17 protein-coding genes are annotated in these 16,583 nt (G+C 40.0%); 5 read left to right on the forward strand and 12 right to left on the reverse strand.

Annotated features, from left to right (window positions below; all coding sequences use genetic code 11):
• Positions 1-938 precede the first annotated feature (938 nt).
• The 4 genes from E4F24_RS09655 to E4F24_RS09670 are packed head-to-tail and all read left to right on the forward strand — an operon-like array spanning position 939 to position 2,303.
• The gene (locus E4F24_RS09655; RefSeq protein WP_140938498.1) at positions 939-1,256 is read left to right on the forward strand and encodes a hypothetical protein; all 318 of its coding nucleotides are present in this window, start codon (positions 939-941) and stop codon (positions 1,254-1,256) included.
• Positions 1,243-1,608, forward strand: coding sequence for a hypothetical protein (locus tag E4F24_RS09660; protein ID WP_140938499.1), 366 nt, complete (start codon positions 1,243-1,245; stop codon positions 1,606-1,608). The genes E4F24_RS09655 and E4F24_RS09660 overlap by 14 nt, the downstream gene beginning before the upstream one ends.
• A 42-nt stretch (positions 1,609-1,650) precedes the next feature.
• Positions 1,651-1,956: a hypothetical protein gene (locus tag E4F24_RS09665; RefSeq protein WP_140938500.1), complete on the forward strand. Its 306-nt coding sequence runs from the start codon at positions 1,651-1,653 to the stop codon at positions 1,954-1,956.
• The gene (locus tag E4F24_RS09670; RefSeq protein WP_140938501.1) at positions 1,953-2,303 is read left to right on the forward strand and encodes a hypothetical protein; all 351 of its coding nucleotides are present in this window, start codon (positions 1,953-1,955) and stop codon (positions 2,301-2,303) included. The genes E4F24_RS09665 and E4F24_RS09670 overlap by 4 nt, the downstream gene beginning before the upstream one ends.
• A 310-nt stretch (positions 2,304-2,613) precedes the next feature.
• On the opposite strand, the gene E4F24_RS13800 is transcribed toward E4F24_RS09670, so the two are convergent.
• The 8 genes from E4F24_RS13800 to nuoH form a co-directional block, all read right to left on the reverse strand.
• Positions 2,614-2,790, reverse strand: coding sequence for a hypothetical protein (locus E4F24_RS13800; RefSeq protein WP_181182427.1), 177 nt, complete (start codon positions 2,788-2,790; stop codon positions 2,614-2,616).
• 796 nt (positions 2,791-3,586) lie between these two features.
• A complete protein-coding gene (locus tag E4F24_RS09675) occupies positions 3,587-5,077 on the reverse strand; it encodes an NADH-quinone oxidoreductase subunit N (RefSeq protein WP_140938502.1) in 1,491 nt (496 codons plus the stop codon).
• A 9-nt stretch (positions 5,078-5,086) separates the two neighbouring features.
• Positions 5,087-6,691, reverse strand: a complete 1,605-nt coding sequence (locus E4F24_RS09680; protein WP_140938503.1) for a complex I subunit 4 family protein — start codon at positions 6,689-6,691, stop codon at positions 5,087-5,089.
• Between the two features lies 1 nt (position 6,692).
• On the reverse strand, positions 6,693-8,699 hold the full coding sequence (gene nuoL / locus E4F24_RS09685) for an NADH-quinone oxidoreductase subunit L (RefSeq protein WP_140938504.1): 2,007 nt from the start codon (positions 8,697-8,699) through the stop codon (positions 6,693-6,695).
• Positions 8,699-9,004 carry an NADH-quinone oxidoreductase subunit NuoK gene (gene nuoK / locus E4F24_RS09690; RefSeq protein ID WP_140938505.1) on the reverse strand — a complete coding sequence of 102 codons (306 nt, stop codon included), beginning with the start codon at positions 9,002-9,004 and terminating at the stop codon, positions 8,699-8,701. Before nuoK ends, nuoL begins: the two co-directional genes overlap by 1 nt.
• The gene (locus E4F24_RS09695) at positions 9,001-9,543 is read right to left on the reverse strand and encodes an NADH-quinone oxidoreductase subunit J family protein (RefSeq protein ID WP_140938506.1); all 543 of its coding nucleotides are present in this window, start codon (positions 9,541-9,543) and stop codon (positions 9,001-9,003) included. The genes nuoK and E4F24_RS09695 overlap by 4 nt, the downstream gene beginning before the upstream one ends.
• Positions 9,544-10,107: a 4Fe-4S binding protein gene (locus E4F24_RS09700; protein WP_140938507.1), complete on the reverse strand. Its 564-nt coding sequence runs from the start codon at positions 10,105-10,107 to the stop codon at positions 9,544-9,546.
• A 1-nt stretch (position 10,108) separates the two neighbouring features.
• Complete coding sequence (gene nuoH / locus E4F24_RS09705) at positions 10,109-11,182, reverse strand: NADH-quinone oxidoreductase subunit NuoH (protein ID WP_140938508.1); 1,074 nt, start codon at positions 11,180-11,182, stop codon at positions 10,109-10,111.
• A gap of 183 nt (positions 11,183-11,365) precedes the next feature.
• Between nuoH and E4F24_RS09710 the strand changes: the two genes are divergently transcribed.
• The gene (locus tag E4F24_RS09710; RefSeq protein ID WP_140938509.1) at positions 11,366-11,806 is read left to right on the forward strand and encodes an META domain-containing protein; all 441 of its coding nucleotides are present in this window, start codon (positions 11,366-11,368) and stop codon (positions 11,804-11,806) included.
• Between the two features lie 63 nt (positions 11,807-11,869).
• On the opposite strand, the gene E4F24_RS09715 is transcribed toward E4F24_RS09710, so the two are convergent.
• The 4 genes from E4F24_RS09715 to E4F24_RS09730 all read right to left on the reverse strand — a co-directional run bounded on the left by E4F24_RS09715 (position 11,870) and on the right by E4F24_RS09730 (position 16,258).
• On the reverse strand, positions 11,870-13,156 hold the full coding sequence (locus E4F24_RS09715) for a citrate synthase (protein WP_140938510.1): 1,287 nt from the start codon (positions 13,154-13,156) through the stop codon (positions 11,870-11,872).
• Positions 13,157-13,602: 446 nt separating this feature from the next.
• On the reverse strand, positions 13,603-14,166 hold the full coding sequence (gene pth, locus E4F24_RS09720) for an aminoacyl-tRNA hydrolase (protein ID WP_140938511.1): 564 nt from the start codon (positions 14,164-14,166) through the stop codon (positions 13,603-13,605).
• 99 nt (positions 14,167-14,265) lie between these two features.
• A complete protein-coding gene (locus E4F24_RS09725) occupies positions 14,266-14,862 on the reverse strand; it encodes a 50S ribosomal protein L25/general stress protein Ctc (protein ID WP_140938512.1) in 597 nt (198 codons plus the stop codon).
• Positions 14,863-15,019: 157 nt separating this feature from the next.
• On the reverse strand, positions 15,020-16,258 hold the full coding sequence (locus tag E4F24_RS09730) for an ROK family transcriptional regulator (protein ID WP_181182428.1): 1,239 nt from the start codon (positions 16,256-16,258) through the stop codon (positions 15,020-15,022).
• Between the last annotated feature and the right edge of the window lie 325 nt (positions 16,259-16,583).

Genomic DNA, 16,583 nt, shown 5'->3' on the forward strand with positions numbered 1-16,583 from the left:
TGACCACTCTGGCGCCATTGGGCGACTAAGGACAACATTTTATCGCGCTTGCTTTCTATCAAATTCATGCAAGCAAAGGTAATCCCAATAAAAAACTATTTAAATATGTACTTGATAGGCCGGATACAAAACAGCTACGATTATTAATGTAGTTTTATAAATTAGGGACAATGAAAAAAAGCAAATTCAGCGAGTCACAGATCATCAGTATCCTCCCTACGAACTACATATTTGATTGCTGAATAATATTTATAGTTCTGCGGGAATAGGTTCTTTATATTTTTGATGATTGATTAACAGTAAATAAAAGCAATCGATTGCTTTTATTTTTTTGTTCTTTTATATTCTCAAAATATCTACTTTAGTCTAACAATCAAATCAACACTAATTTAAAACTTATAATTCATCAAAATGAAAAATTTAACCTTATCAGACTATATATCTATATCTTTTATAATAGTAAGTGTACTTATATTTTTTATGTCAGATAATAAACCCATATATTTATTATCTATAGCGTTTATAAATATACCTATTTTTATAAACAAGAAAGTAAATGAAAATTTATATAAAGTAATTCAAATAGTATGTTCAATTATTGCTGTTGTAATAATAGGATATGGGCTTTATATTACGAATAATTAAAAATTGGTGGTACATGAAAATTGTGCCACCTCTTATTAAACAGTTGTATGCTGGTATCCGCCCGATGAAGTACAGGTCTGTTATTTTCTCTGTGATTTATTGAAATTCTGTGGGTTGAAGATTTTTCAGATCTTTGTGGTTTATGGACGCTATCTTCTGTAACGTATGCTTGAGCCCATAGCTTACCATACAACCAAAAGATGGATTGTCGTGCCTGTTATGATTATTGTACAAGCCATAATGGGCAATGGGATACAAGGTGTAATGTAAATGGTTGGTTATAAATGTTGTTTATGAAAGGGTTCGAAATTACAATTAATGATACGTTAATTAACGTTGGGGTAGATAAAGGTATGATTTTAGTTATTCTACATAATGATCTAAAAGGAGGTATTTCGGTGTCAGGAATAGATGACAGCTCTGGTAGAAACTTAGATTGGGGGAGAATTCAGTTAAAAGTTGGAGATAAGATAAAGATTACAACTTGTGATATCGATTCGAGAGCTAAAATAGAAAAGGAAGAAATCAGATCGAAAAGCGCCTTACTGATGGAATATAATGGTATAAAAGAATATTTGGTTAAGGAGGGATTACTAGATGACAGCATTTGAAATAACTTTTCGAGACAAAACTATTTTTGTTGATTCGCCGTTTATGGCAACAATTTTCATATATCAAAGTTATGGACACTACTTTATCGAAGTGGGCGGATCTGAAACGAAATCAGATGAGCTTACATTATCACACAAATGGATAGATAGCAAAATGAAGATCGGAGAGAGTGTAGAAATAAGTATTATAGAAGAAAACACTTGTATACCATCCAAACCGATTGAAACTAAAAGAGCATTTTCAGAATCCGAACCAACTTTTAAAGAAGAAATTAGTGAATTTCATGCTCGTATGCTTGATAAATTTTATACCCTTCAAAATTTCCTTAAAAATGAAGGAATGATCACGTAAATTTATTTAAAAAATATTCTCGGCGTCTGAATATATTATGATATGAAAGGTTTTGAAATCACTGTCAATAGTAGTAAGAAAACAGCAGCTGCTGTTCATGGCGGCTTTGTTTTAATTACGTTATCCTGCCAATATGGTATTGATATTACGGGAGGAGATGATAAATTGGGAATTTCCTTACAATGGGAGAAGTCGACTCTCCATATCGGAGACAAGGTTAAAATAGCAACAGCCGATATGGAGGCAATTACTCCCGCCATAAATATAGAAGATATGGATAGACAAAAGCTCCTCGCTGAATATCAGAATTTAAAGGAATTTTTGATGAAAGAAGGGAGGTTAAAATGAAAGGGTTTGAAATAAGATGTAACGAAAGAACTTTTATCGTTCCTGCAGAGCCGGTTACACCTATTCTGATCTATCAAAGATATGGCTATTATTATGTTGATTTGGAGGGATGGGAATTAAAACCTGATGAGAATATTCTTCCCAAACAGCGTTTTAATCTGATCTTAGCATTGGATGGAGTTGTAAATCTGGAAATGAGGATAATAGAGGAGGCGATTGTTGCAAAACTAATTAACGATAAGGTAGAAGATGCTAATTCTTCTCCGTTAATAGAGGAAGATATTCAACAAATGATAGCTAAATTTAATACGTTAGAAAAATTGCTTAAACAGGAAGGCATCATTTAATAATTTGTTTTACGATGAAAATATGTTCTATATGTTAGTATTGGTTTGTATTGTGCGGATTCTAATTTGGCTTCTTTAAGTTATTTGATTAGTCCAGTTATAACATTCCAATTTTAGTAAGAGATCGTGCAAACAAGCTTACATACAATTTAATTTTTGTTGGGTGTGTAGTAATAGCATTAATACTCTTTGGAATCTCATGGGGTTTTATAAACATTGCCTAATTCTGCCATCGGCATTAACGATAAACGTCAATATTTATATCGTAGGCGAGTATCATAGTCTCCGGTGTAACTCGAGCGCAACACTCTTATTCCTCCCTCTTTTTATGGGGGTAAGGAAGATACTTTGGAGGTCTGTCTGCCGACAGGTAGAGATCTAAATCAGGCCATCCCCAGGGAAGCAAACCGCAGAAGTTTTTTTCTTTTTTCGGACGTGTAAGAATTGAGTAAGAATTGAGTTGTTTGAAAAGTTGTATTAATTGCATAATTTAGAGTTATAGTTTTTAACATAGAGAACAATCTAAGGATGCGAGCTTTTGATTGGACTAACGAACAATGCAAAAAGTGTGTAGAAGCAGGTAAAAATATTATTAATATGAAATTATAACCTATGAAAGCTAAACTTTATATTTATTCGGGACTCCTTTTTTTAGCTGGCCCTCTCGGCATGGTGTTTAGTAAAAATTTAACTATTAAATCTATTGGTTTTTTGATAGCAATAGTGGTGTGTATAATGATTTATTGTGATAAAGAATATCGTAATAAATATTTGCCTACATTACCGGGGTGGAGTATTATAGCAATAATTTTGATCATTTTATTTCTTTTTGTGTATATTCTTTGGTTGAGGTCTCAATATTAAACAAGTACTAAATCCATACGTAACTGATGTTTGTAAAAAATATTCAGGTATGATTAAAATCAATTTATCAAGAAATTAGCGATTAGTATCACTTATTTCTTGATAAATTATTATGAAATATCTCTAAAGAAAATTATACTATTGATGTTTGTTGTACTAGTATCGTCATGTCACTCATCAAAAAAGCACCCTAAACTAGAATTATCGATATATAGCATTATGAATCTGTTTAAACTTTTTCCATTTTTATTATTACTTTTTACGAAATCGTATTCTCAAGAGTTCGACAAGATAAGAATCGATATAGACCGGGCTTATGGAGGTAATTTTTCAGATTATCTCTATGATATCGAATATATACCTCTCGAAACTAAAAAAGAATATCTAAATGTCCGAAGGGAAATACTGAAGTAGATAGTTTACTTAAACAGCCCCAACAGAAAATCCGGAAAAATCCCTATACCGAGCACCAGTGCCGTTAACACAATGCCTATTGCGATAATAAGACGAATGGGCATATTGCTGTTTTGGTCAGATTGGCTATCCCGCAGAAAGGCGTAGAGGGGGATTTTAAAATAGTAGAATAAGGAGATCACAGAAGTCAAAGCCCCTGTAATGAGTAACAGTAAATATGGCAGATCGCCGCTGGATTGATATCCTTCGAATACCGATGTAAACACGAGCAATTTACCGACAAAGCCTGCCGTAGGGGGGAGACCAATTAAGGATATGCCGATGAAGGTGAAACAGGTAAAGACGATCGGCATTCTTTTTCCCAAACCGGAATAAGATTCCAGTGTCGTTGCACCTGTTTTCTGTTCTAAGCTATCGATAAAGGCAAAGGCAGCCAGATTCATGAGTACATATCCGCTCAGATAGAACAGCAGTATGCTCGGGTTTCCGCTTGGAGCTACTAATACCGCCATTAGTAAGAATCCGGTATGTCCTATGGAAGAGTAAGCCATCATACGCTTCACATTCTGTTGGCGCAAGGCGATAAGGTTACCGGCCAGCATAGTCACGATAGCGACTACGGTCAAAAATAGAATGGTCAACTCGCCGAAATAGAAAAGGGAGGATGCCCAAGCCTGCGTAATACGGGCCAATAATACGATCGCGCCAACTTTAGGAACAGTGGATAAGAATGCAGTGACCGGAGTCGGTGCACCTTCGTACACATCCGGTGCCCAGGCGTGAAAGGGTACAAAGCTTAATTTAAATCCGATGCCCGTAAATACGAATAACAGCGCAATGCTCGTCATCACCTGGGGTGCGGCAGTTAATCCCTGTAGGTGGGCTGCGCTAACAAAATCTAGATTTCCCGTGAAACCGTATAACAAGGATAGACCATAGAGCATTACTGCAGCACAGACAGAACCGAAGAGCACATATTTCATGGCGGCCTCGGATTGTTTTTTGTGCTCGGAGAAATAGCCTACCAAGATATATGAACTTATCGAAACGGTCTCGATAGCAATGAAAGCAAGCAACCAATTGGTCGTAATGGTCAATAGGTTAAGTCCTAGTCCGGCTGTGAGCAATACCGTATATACGTCACCAAGATTCTTTTGGAAGATCTTACCCTTAAAATGCTGCTGGATGAATATTGTGGAAATAAGCAGTGCGAATAGGATAATCCCTCTGGCAAATACAGAAAAGTCATCGATGAGCAGCATGCCGAAGAATGCCGATGCGGGCTGATGCAATTGGGGCAACAGACTGACAAAGGAAATGATATAACCGATGATAGCAATAAAGAAAGAAGACTGCTTCCATAGTCTATCGGTGAACAGGGTAGCACCTATGGACAATAGAAATGCCGCAATCAGTGCAAACTCGGGCTGAAATAGCGGGATAGATGCAAGGATATGATCTAAAGTGTCGGATAGGTGAAGGGCTACGTCTCTCATGTCCTGATCTTAAATATATTGTGCGACCAAAGCTACTAAATTCAATACCGAGCTATTTAAGTTGTCAAAAATCAGCGATGGCATGATACCGAGAAGCAAAGCTAAAGCAAGCGTCGGAAATAAAATAAGCTGTTCCCGTTTAGTCAGATCTACTAACGAAGAGGCCCATTCTTCACCTCCTTTTAGTCTGGTTTGACCAAAAAACATACGTTGCAGCGTCCACAGAAAATAGGCAGCACTTAATAATATGCCCAATGAACCCGCAATAGCCATCCAGCGCGGGATACCTGTGCCTACGGACTCCGCATTAAAAGTTCCGATGATGACAAAGGCTTCGCCTATGAATGCGGAAAATCCGGGTAATCCCAAGGAAGCAAAAAATGCGATAGCTACGTAGCCGGTATATTTCGGCATGAGCGAGGCTAGACCTCTGAAATTATAGATATAGCGGTCGTGAACACGATCATAGATGACCCCTACCAGGAAGAATAGGGCGGCGGATAGGAAACCGTGACTGATCATCTGGAACATAGCTCCGGAGATCCCCTCGGCTGTCAGCGAAGCAATACCCAGCAGCACAAAGCCCATGTGTGATACCGACGAATAGGCGATTAACCGTTTTAAATCCTTTTGTGCGAGTGCATTCAACGCACCATAAATAATAGAGACGATGCCGATAAGTCCCAGCCACCAATTGGCATCTACAGCCGCATCCGGAAAGATGCTTAAACAGATACGAATGATACCGTATCCACCTACTTTTAATAATATACCTGCAAGGATAATGGACACCGGTGTCGGAGCTTCTACGTGTGCATCGGGTAACCAGGTGTGCAGCGGAACGATAGGTACTTTGATCGCGAAGGCAAAGAAGAGCACGATGAAACCGATCATGCGCGCAGGAATGCCAAATACTTCATTATAGTTGTTGATGTATCCGAAGAACGAGTTTTCTACGTAGTTTGCCGGATTCATCATGTGCAGCATGTTAAAGGTATGTGCGCCGGTATCGGGATTGATAACCGAGAAATAAAGTCCGACGATAACGAGCAGCATGAATACAGAACCAAAAAGGGTATAGATAAAAAACTTGATGGCTGCATATTCCCGGCGTGCCCCGCCCCAAATTCCGATTAGGAAGTAAAGAGGAAGCAGCATCACTTCATAGAATACATAAAACAGGAAAAAATCCAGCGCACAGAATATGCCCATTACGGCTAGATTCAGCACCATTAACAGTGAAAAATATCCTTTGAGACTTTTTGTGATATTCCATGATGCGCCAATGGCCATCAGCATCACAAATGCACTCAATGCAAGGAGGGGCAGGGAGAATCCATCTACACCCAAGAAATAGTCAATTTCTAATGTGCCCAGCGTACCCAGATCCATCCGTATCCAGGATAGGTGTTCGACGAACTGATAACCGTCTGCCGTATTCACTCCGGTTGCAGCCGCATCAAACTGACTATATAGAAACCCGGCCAAAGCAAATTGCGCTACCGTAAAGCCAAGTGTTATATACTTGTAGCTATGACGTAATGAGGTCGGTAGCAACAGGATAATTGCTGTTGCTGCCAATGGTAAAAATATGAGTAGAGAGAGTAATCCCATCTTATCGTATGATCAAATAAATTATTCCTATTAAAACTACAGTAAACGCAAATCCTAAATAATTCTGGAGTCTGCCATTTTGTATCCAGCGTAGCAGGTGTCCGATATAATATGTCGTTCCGGCTACGGTATTAACGAAACCATCGACGATATATCGATCAATCCAGCTGCTGAAGGTTGATAATGAGCGAACGGCTGTTGCCGAGAAATTCACTAGTCCGTCTATAACATACCGGTCAAACCAATAACTGATCTGCGCTAATGCCAGCGTAGACTCGACGAAGGTTTTATGGTATAGTTCATTTAAATACCCTTGATTGAGCGATGCCTGAATCCACCTGCTGTGTGGATTAAGCGGATAGCTGCCTTTGCTGTACCATCGCCAGCCTATCCACCATGCGATTAGCGAACCACAGGTCAGGATGATGGGTATAATAACATGCAGTGCATGAATTTCAGCGAAAGGGTAAGCAACAGATAGCCCCTGTAAGATGCCGGCATCGGCATAGGATAGGGGATTCCAGGAGAAGATGAAGAATAGGGCACCTATACCTAATAATAGCATCGGGATCAGCATGGCATGGGGTGCCTCATGCAGATGTGTTACATTCAGGTCTTTAAGACGAAATTCGCCAAAGAAGGCTTTGAATATCAACCTGCCGATATAAAATGCGGTAAGAATACTGACCACAACTAAAAGAACGGGGATAATAAGATACAATCCACCATGGTGCAACGCCCATTCCCATGCGGTAATCACGATCGCGTCTTTTGATAGGTAGCCCGATGTCAGCGGAAATCCGGCAAGCGCTAAGGAGGCAATGGCCATTAAGGTAAAGGTCTTGGGCATATATCGGCGTAGTCCGCCCATATTCCGTAAGTCCTGCGGATCAAATTCCTGATTTTCGTGTGCCTTGAGATGTGCCATCTCATGGATAACAGCCCCGGCACAGAGAAACAGTAAACATTTGAAGAAGGCATGCGTAGTAAGGTGAAACATGGCGGCATCCCAGGCGCCTATGCCAACGCCTACCATCATATAACCCAGCTGGGAAATGGTGGAAAAGGCTAATATTTTCTTGATATCATATTGCCCCAGGGCGAAAAAAGCGGATGAAAGCGCCGTGATGGTTCCGATGATGGCGATGATGAGCAATACCGTTTCATTGAATAACGGAAATATGCTGGACAGCAAAAACACGCCTGCAGCAACCATCGTGGCCGCGTGGATCAAGGAGGAAACGGATGTGGGACCTTCCATGGCATCGGGAAGCCATACATGCAGCGGAAACTGTGCTGACTTTGCCATGGCACCTAGGAAGAATGCAATACCCGCGACGGTCATCCAAGTGGTGTTTTTATCAATTCCCTGCGCAAAGAAACCGTCTGTGCCAAATAAGTCGACCAGATCTAGGGTGCCGAAGGTGGAAAAGATAATGGCAATACCGATCAGAAAACCTAAATCCCCGATGCGGTTTACGAGGAATGCTTTTTTGTTTGCCTGTACGGCTGCTTCTTTGGTAAACCAAAATCCGATCAACAAATAAGATGCAAATCCCACCAGCTCCCAAAAGATATACATCATGAACAGGTTTTTGGAAATGGTAAGTCCAAGCATGGCAAAGCAGAAGAGGCTGAGGTACATCCAATAGCGATGTATGCCAGGATCTCCTTTCATATATGATCTGGAATAGATATGTACCGGAAGGGCAATAATACAGACAATAAACTGCATCAGTACACTGAGGTTATTCAATAAGATGCCTATGGTAAATGTTTTATCCCCGATGGTGAACCAATTGTATGTGGTAGATATAGTTGGGTTATCCCATACGGCCGTGAACACAAATCCACCACTGATGAGGGTGCTTGCCGCGATGGCGATCAACGATATCATGCCTGACGTTGATTTCTTTCCTAGAATGGCCTGTATCACAAATGCGAGAAGGGGCAATAACACCACAAGGATGCTCATTGAAACAGGTGATATCGTTAGCAAATCTCTCATTAATCGCGCAAGTCAGTAATGTTATCGGGATTGATGGTTTTATATTTTCGATATACGTTGAGGATAATCGCCAGACCAACGGCAACAGCCGCCGCAGCCAGGACGATGGCAAATAGCGCAAACACCTGGCCTCCATAATTCACTTTATCGTACCTGCCGAATGCGACGAGGTTGAGAACGGCTGCATTAATCATAAGCTCTATGCCCACTAATATCATGATAGCATTGCGTTTGGAGAGTACGGCATACAATCCGATACAAAATATGCAGGCACTCACGACCAGAAAATGTGTTAAGGTAATCATCTGTCTTCCTCCTTCCGTGACAAGTGGGCGGCACCAATAAGTGCCATCAGTAAGAATATAGATACCACCTCAAAGGGCAGGACGTACTGTGTCATGAACTTTACGCCCAATTGATTGATATTATTGTCTGTCGGTTGTATGATGTTGCCCCGACGAATATTTTCGGTAATCCAATAGGGTGTATTCTCCTGCCATTCCGCAATGCCGTACAGCATGACGCCCAGGAACCCCAGTACAAGCAGGAGGGATTGGGCATTAGGCAGCGACAAAAATCGAGCAGATGTATGTTGCAGGTCGGCCAGCAGCTCTTTGTTGGAAAGCATGAATGCAAATATCATAAGGATCAGCACACCGCCGACATAGATCAGGATTTGGGTGATAGCAACGAAATCGGCCAAGGCAAAAAGAAACAATCCGGCCATGGCAAATAAGACAATGAAGAATAAAAACAGGGCACGGGCTGTATTTTTTAAACCGACTACGAGAAGTGCCGATCCGATCGCTAAGGCTGCAAAAGCATAAAATATGACCTCTTCCATTTATTTCTTTTTGGCTGCCTCCTTGTCAGCTTGGAATCTCGTCCATTCTTCTTTACGTTGCGCAATTTCTTCGTCACTCATTTCCGCAAAGCCATAGATTAAATCGGTCAATTTTGTCGTGCTGCGGTCGTATTGATCGGTCATGGTAATACATTCGGTGGGACATACTACGGTGCAGAGACCACAGTACATACACTTCGCCATATCGATATCAAATTGAGCGGCATATAGTCTTTTTACGCTGCCGTCCGACGTCTTTCCAATAGCTTCGGGAGATTTTACCGCTTCGATGGCGATGCAATCTACCGGACAGGCTTTGGCACATAGATCACAGACGATGCAATCGTCTATTTCTACATCCAGTTGATAGCGTGCTACTTCGGGAATGGGCATGGACTCCTTCGGAAACTGTACGGTGGTTATACCTTGTTGTTTATCGAAGTACTGCGGATCTCGGATATCCAGCGAGGTACGTGCTTTACGCGCACGCAATAAGTGTCTTACAGTTAAAAGTAAACCTTTTACTGCCGTTGTAAATCCTTGTATAGTTGTTTTTATGACCACGTTATACCATGACTAAGATTCGCCAAATACCCGAAATAGCCATACATAGGAATGCGAGCGGGATCATTACTTTCCAGCAGAGATTCATTAATTGATCTGCACGGAAACGCGGTAATGTCCAACGTATCCACATTTGTATGCCTACAATAAAAAGGGATTTTGTTAAGGTCCAGAAGATCCCCCAATACAATCCTGTCGTCCACTCTGCTAGTTTCAATGCGCCTATGTTGGGAAGTGGGGTATTCCACCCGCCTAAGAATAGCACAACACCCAACATCGCGACTAAGAACATCATCGCGTACTCCGCAAGGAATACGAAAGCGAACCGTATCCCGCCATATTCGGTATGAAAGCCGCCAATCAGTTCCGATTCCGCTTCAGGAATATCAAAAGGCGCACGGTTGCATTCTGCCAGGGATGCGATGAAAAATATGATATATACAACGATAAGATGTGGAGCCTGTAAGATATTCCAGGCAAATAATCCACCTACTTCTGTTACATCCCATACACCGAAAAAATAAATATGCTCTGTGGCTAATATGCCTTGATTGAATACGATATCATTCAGGTTAAGCGTCTGCGTAATCATGACGGCTGCAATAAGGGAAAGGCCTATGGGAATTTCATAGGAAACCATTTGAGCAATGGCTCTTATTGCACCTAACAGGGAGTATTTGTTATTTGAACCCCATCCGGCCATCAGAATCCCTATAGCATCGATAGACACAACGGCCATAATAAAGAAAAGACCGGTATGGGTATCTGCAGGGATAAAATTTGGTGCCCATGGCATTACACTGAACCCGATGAATACCGCAGTGAAAATAACGACAGGTGCCAGGGCAAATAACACCTTATCGGCAGCACTCGGCGTAATGAATTCTTTTTGAAGTAGTTTGAGTATATCGGCAATGGTTTGTAGCATGCCATACTTTCCTGTTTCCATCGGGCCTAATCGATCTTGTACAAAACCCGCAATTTTACGCTCCGCATAGACTGCAAAAAGAGTGAACACTGCAATAAAACTAAATATTGCAAGCGGTATGATAATATGGATTACTAGATCAATCAAGACTTTCTTTAGAACAATTCTTAACTACGTGCAAACATACGGAAAACACAGCAAATGAAGTCCATTTTTTTATAAAATATAGTAAGTTAATAGATTTTTCTTTGGAAAGGAGAACGCAAAATGTAGCAAAAAGATTAAACCTTCCGTTAGGTTGATTGTATATATCATATAACAATAAATAAAATGGATAGAAAATTTTTAAGTGCAGCAATCATTCTTGTATTATTAATAATGGGTTGTGGAACACAGATGGTGCCAACTTTGGCTGATCAGTCTGCTGATATTCTGGATAAGAAATGGCAACTCATCGAATTAAATGGAAATCCGGTTGCGGAAGAAATAAACGGGAAGACACCTGGCCTTGAGCTTCTGGGTAAAGATAAACGATATATTGCCGTTACGGGGTGTAATGGAGTGGGAGGTGAATTTGAATTGGCCGGCAATAATGGGATACGGTTTTCTGCCGGGGTGTCAACGATGATGGCCTGCGAAGATATGTCTGTAGAATATGGGTTGAGAGATGTATTTGGTAAAGCGGATAATTTTACGATCAGTGAGGGTGTTCTAAGTCTCAACAAAGCTAAGATGGCTCCTTTGGCAAGGTTTAAATTGATGGAGAAATAAATATAGTCACGCAAAAAGAAAGGCGGTAATGTTAAAAATTACCGCCTTTCTTTTTGTGAAAACTTATCTTTTGTCAAAGTCTATGTAGTCACGTGTTGTTTCGCCAACATACACCTGTCTCGGACGACCGATAGGTTCTTTGTTGTCTCGCATTTCTTTCCATTGTGCTATCCAACCCGGAAGGCGACCCAGAGCAAATAATACCGTAAACATATCTGAATTAAAACCTAATGCGCGGTAGATAATACCGGAATAGAAATCAACGTTAGGATATAATTTTCTATCTACGAAGTATTGATCTTTTAATGCAGCTTCTTCCAAACGTTTTGCGATATCTAAAACAGGGTCGTTAACGCCTAATTTTTCTAAGATATCGTCGCACGCTTTTTTGATGATTTTTGCACGTGGATCAAAGTTCTTATATACGCGGTGACCAAAACCCATTAAGCGGAAAGGATCATTTTTGTCTTTGGCTTTAGCTAAGTATTTATCGGCATCGCCCCCATCGTTCTTGATATCTTCAAGCATCTCAATTACGGCTTGATTGGCGCCACCGTGAAGAGGCCCCCAAAGTGCATTGATACCAGCCGAGATAGATGCGTATAAATTTGCATTTGACGAACCTACGATACGTACAGTAGACGTGGAACAGTTTTGCTCATGATCCGCATGTAAGATCAATAATTTATGCATAGCATCAATTACCACAGGATCGAATGTTTTTTCGCTATTTACCTCCCCAAAGATCATGTTTAGGAAATTCTCAATATATCCCAAATTGTTTTTTGGATAGACAACGGGATGTCCCAGTGATTTCTTTTGAATCCAAGATACAATTGTTGGCATTTTAGCCAATAAATTAATAATTGTCTTGTCTTCCTCTTCTTCGGTTTGATTTGGGTTTAATGACTCAGGGTAGAACGCTGAAAGTGCACCAACTAAGCAGGACAATTGTCCCATTGGATGCGACTTGGACGGGAATCCGGAGAAGAAGTTTTTCATATCCTCATGGATCATCATTTGTGCCCTAATATCTGCTCTGAATTTTTCCAATACTTCTTTCGTTGGAAGTTTGCCATAGATTAATAAATACGCAACTTCTATAAAAGTCGATTTCTCGGCTAATTGTTCAATAGGATAACCGCGGTATCTTAATATTCCTTTTTCTCCATCCAAAAAAGTAATGGCACTTTTTGTTGATCCTGTGTTTTTGTATCCAGGGTCTAATGTAATAAATCCGGTTTGGTCTCTTAATTTTGAAATGTCAACTGCTTGTTCGTTTTCTGTGCCTGTAACTACAGGAAATTCAAAAGACGTGCCATTCAGTGTAATAGATGCTGTTTCCGACATAAGTATATATGTGTATTATAAACTTGTTGTGTAATAACTAATTCTGTTGTTAACAATTTGGAGAGGTAAGCCTGCCCAAATTTAATCTCGCTAACTTAATTAAAATCCATATAATTACCAATTTTTTTAATGCAATCGATGTCATCATGACTTTTATATGAAATATTTTAGTGACTCTTGATTCATGACTGGTGGTCTGGGATCGGATAACGAAAAATAGGTGATAGATCGCAGAAAATAGATGTCGCTATGTATGGCTTTAGATCCTTCGATGAATCTCAGGATGACAGTATTATTAAGTTAGCACCCTTAATAAGGCAATAACAAAAGATACGTGTACAGGGTAGCTGCCGCAGGCAGGCAATGACGTGTTTTTGAATTGATATGCTTAATAAAAGCTGTGCTTCAAAATCTACTATCTACCTAACTCCTAATCCCTAACTATCTTACTTCGTATTCAGATTCGTCATCGTTAGTTCAATGCCGATATTGATAAAGCTGTGGCACATCTTTACGGCGTGTTCGATTAAAGCGGGTAGATCTTTTTGTTCGTCTTTATCGAATGGGCCTAATACATAGTCGACCTGACGGCCTTTTGGGTAATTGTCTCCGATCCCGAAGCGAAGGCGTGGGTAGACTGGTCCGCCACATAGCGCCTCGATGGATTTCAATCCATTGTGTCCTGCAGCACTCCCTTTCGGTTTAATACGTAGGGAGCCAAAAGGAATCGCCAGATCATCTACAATAACCAATACATTTTGGATAGGTACTTTTAATTGTTGCATCCAATAGTTTACCGCTTTTCCGCTCAGATTCATATAGGTGGTGGGTTTAATCACATACACATTATGTCCGCGCTGTTTGAACTCGGTATAAAATGCCAGTTTAAGGGTAGACCAAGTCGAACCTGCCTGTTTCGCCAGTTCGTCTGCTACCATAAACCCGATATTGTGACGCGTATCTGCGTATTCTCTTCCAATATTGCCCAGTCCGACGATTAAAAAGTTCATGTGTGCAAAAGTAAAAAATAGATATTAGAAGTTAGAGAAAAGATCAACGAAAAAAGGCATCGGATATCCGATGCCTTTTGAGATAGCCGAAAAGCTAACTTATTTTTTACCGCCTTTGGCTGCTTTAGCTGCTTCTTGCTCTGCTTGACGTAAAGCACGAGACATGATTACAGATACGATAGTATCGTCACCATTGTTCAATACTTTAGCGTTTTCTACTGTTACTTGATCTACACGGAAAGATTTACCAACTTCTAATGATTCCAAAGGAACTTCAATTTCCTGAGGCAAGTTGTTAGGTAATGCTTTAACACGAAGTTTACGTAATTTTTGAACTAATTTACCCCCTAATTTAACACCTGGAGATGTACCTGTTAATTTTACAGGGATGTTGATAGAAACTTCTTTGTCATCCGACAACTCTAAAAAGTCAACGTGATTAACTAAGTCCGTTAATGGGTGGAATTGTGCGTCTTGAACGATAGCTCTTGTTTTAGTTCCGTTGATGTCTAATTCTATGAATACAACCTCTGGAGTGTAAAGAACTGCTTTCAAATCAGCTGCGGATACTGAAAAGTGAGTTTGTTCTTTCCCACCATAAAGAACTGCAGGCACCTGACCTTGGTAACGCAATTCCTTTGCATCTCTTTTCCCTACGTTCTGTCTTGCAGAACCGCTAATAGCAATTGATTTCATCTTTATGATTTTGTTTGTAAATTGTTGATGAGATTGCGTAAAACGTATTGATAACGTTCATTTTACAACCTATCTATTTTATTATAATAATTTGAGGTGCAAAGATAATGATAAAAATTAAATAATCAATGTATTATGATTAAATCACTTTTGCAGTTTATTCAAATGTCTCGATCAGCTTGTCGAAGTGCCTGTTTATCGTGTACAGTACAATTCCTTTCGTAAATCCATTTTCTCCAAGTGTGGAGACCTGCAACTTGCAATTATTCTTCAGCGCATTCATGGTATAGGTCTGGATTCCCTGTTGTATCGGTAAGGTGATGAGAGAACCGGCGGCAGCAAACTTGCCGCTCATAACAATTAGCTGCGGATTAAACAATTGTATCAGATAAGAGATCGCCTTCCCCAGATTCTTCCCTAAATTATAAATCAAATCGATCGCATACTGATCGCCTAGATGTGCTGCTTCAATAATGTCTTGCGGCAACAGCGTTTCAATGTCATAATTCGTGCTCAATAAAGTTGGTGTAAGCTGATCGATATCTTCACGAGCCCGGCTAACTAAAGCTACTCCCGAAGCAACGGTTTCTAAACAGCCACGCTTGCCGCAATAGCAAAGTTGTCCATCCTCCACGAATACCATGTGCCCTACTTCTCCGGAAAAACCTTCGGTGCCCATATAAACCTCACCATTGATGATAATGCCTAAGCCTATTCCCCAATCCATTTGGATAATTAAGACATTTTGTAATCCTTGTGCGGCTCCATAATTTAGTTCGCTGAGTGCGGCAGACTTGACGTCATTCAGAATAAATACAGGCTTGTTAAATACATGTTCAAGATGCGATTGCAGATTAAATTCAGGAGCTGTATAAAATGTACGGTTTTCTCCGGTAGATGAATTGATCAGCCCGGGCATTAATATTCCTATGCTTGTTATCTTATTCCAGCTTATGCTTTCTTCTTTAATGTAATCCTGGATGATATTGGTGAGCTGAATGATGTCAGCTGAATTTTTGGATAAAAGATTTGGATATGATCGAGAGGTATATACAATATTGTGGTTGTTGTCTAAAACAATCAGCCGGATGGTGAAGCGCTCGATTTCTACCGATAGGATATTAAAAACTTCATTGCTCAGCTGGTAGAGATTGGGTTTGCGTCCGCCGATGGATTCACCTTTTTCTTTTTGCTCGATTAATCCTTCTTGTGTAAGCTCTGAAATAATTCCATTTAAGGTAGGGAAGCTGAGGTTGATCTTCGTCGCGATATCACCGATAGTTATCGTGCGGTTTTCAAAAATTGTCTTTAAGATGCGTAATCGTAAAGCATTTGATTTTCGTTCTTTTGATGAATGGTGTTCGTGCTTTAAATAGATTTGATCAATTGGACTCATACATAATATTAATAAGTAGATCGCGTAAGCTATCATCGAAGTAGCAAAAATTGATCTTACCTTCGAAAGTAGTGAAAATTCTCTTAATGCAGGGAACTTTGTTAAATTTTTTAATAAAGTCTTTTGATTTATAAAAAATTACGTTATTTTAGAGGGAGCTTATGAAGTAGGCATCTGGATTTGTTCCTGGAAATTACTAACAACGTATAAATTATGATTAAAATCAGGTCGGGTCTAACTATGAAATATCCGTTTTTTTGGAAATACAGATCTCATTTGTGGATATTCCTGTCGATCGGTACATCTATATGTGCAAGATCATCGG

The organism is Sphingobacterium lumbrici, assembly GCF_006476045.1.
GTDB classification, from domain to species: Bacteria; Bacteroidota; Bacteroidia; order Sphingobacteriales; family Sphingobacteriaceae; genus Sphingobacterium; species Sphingobacterium lumbrici.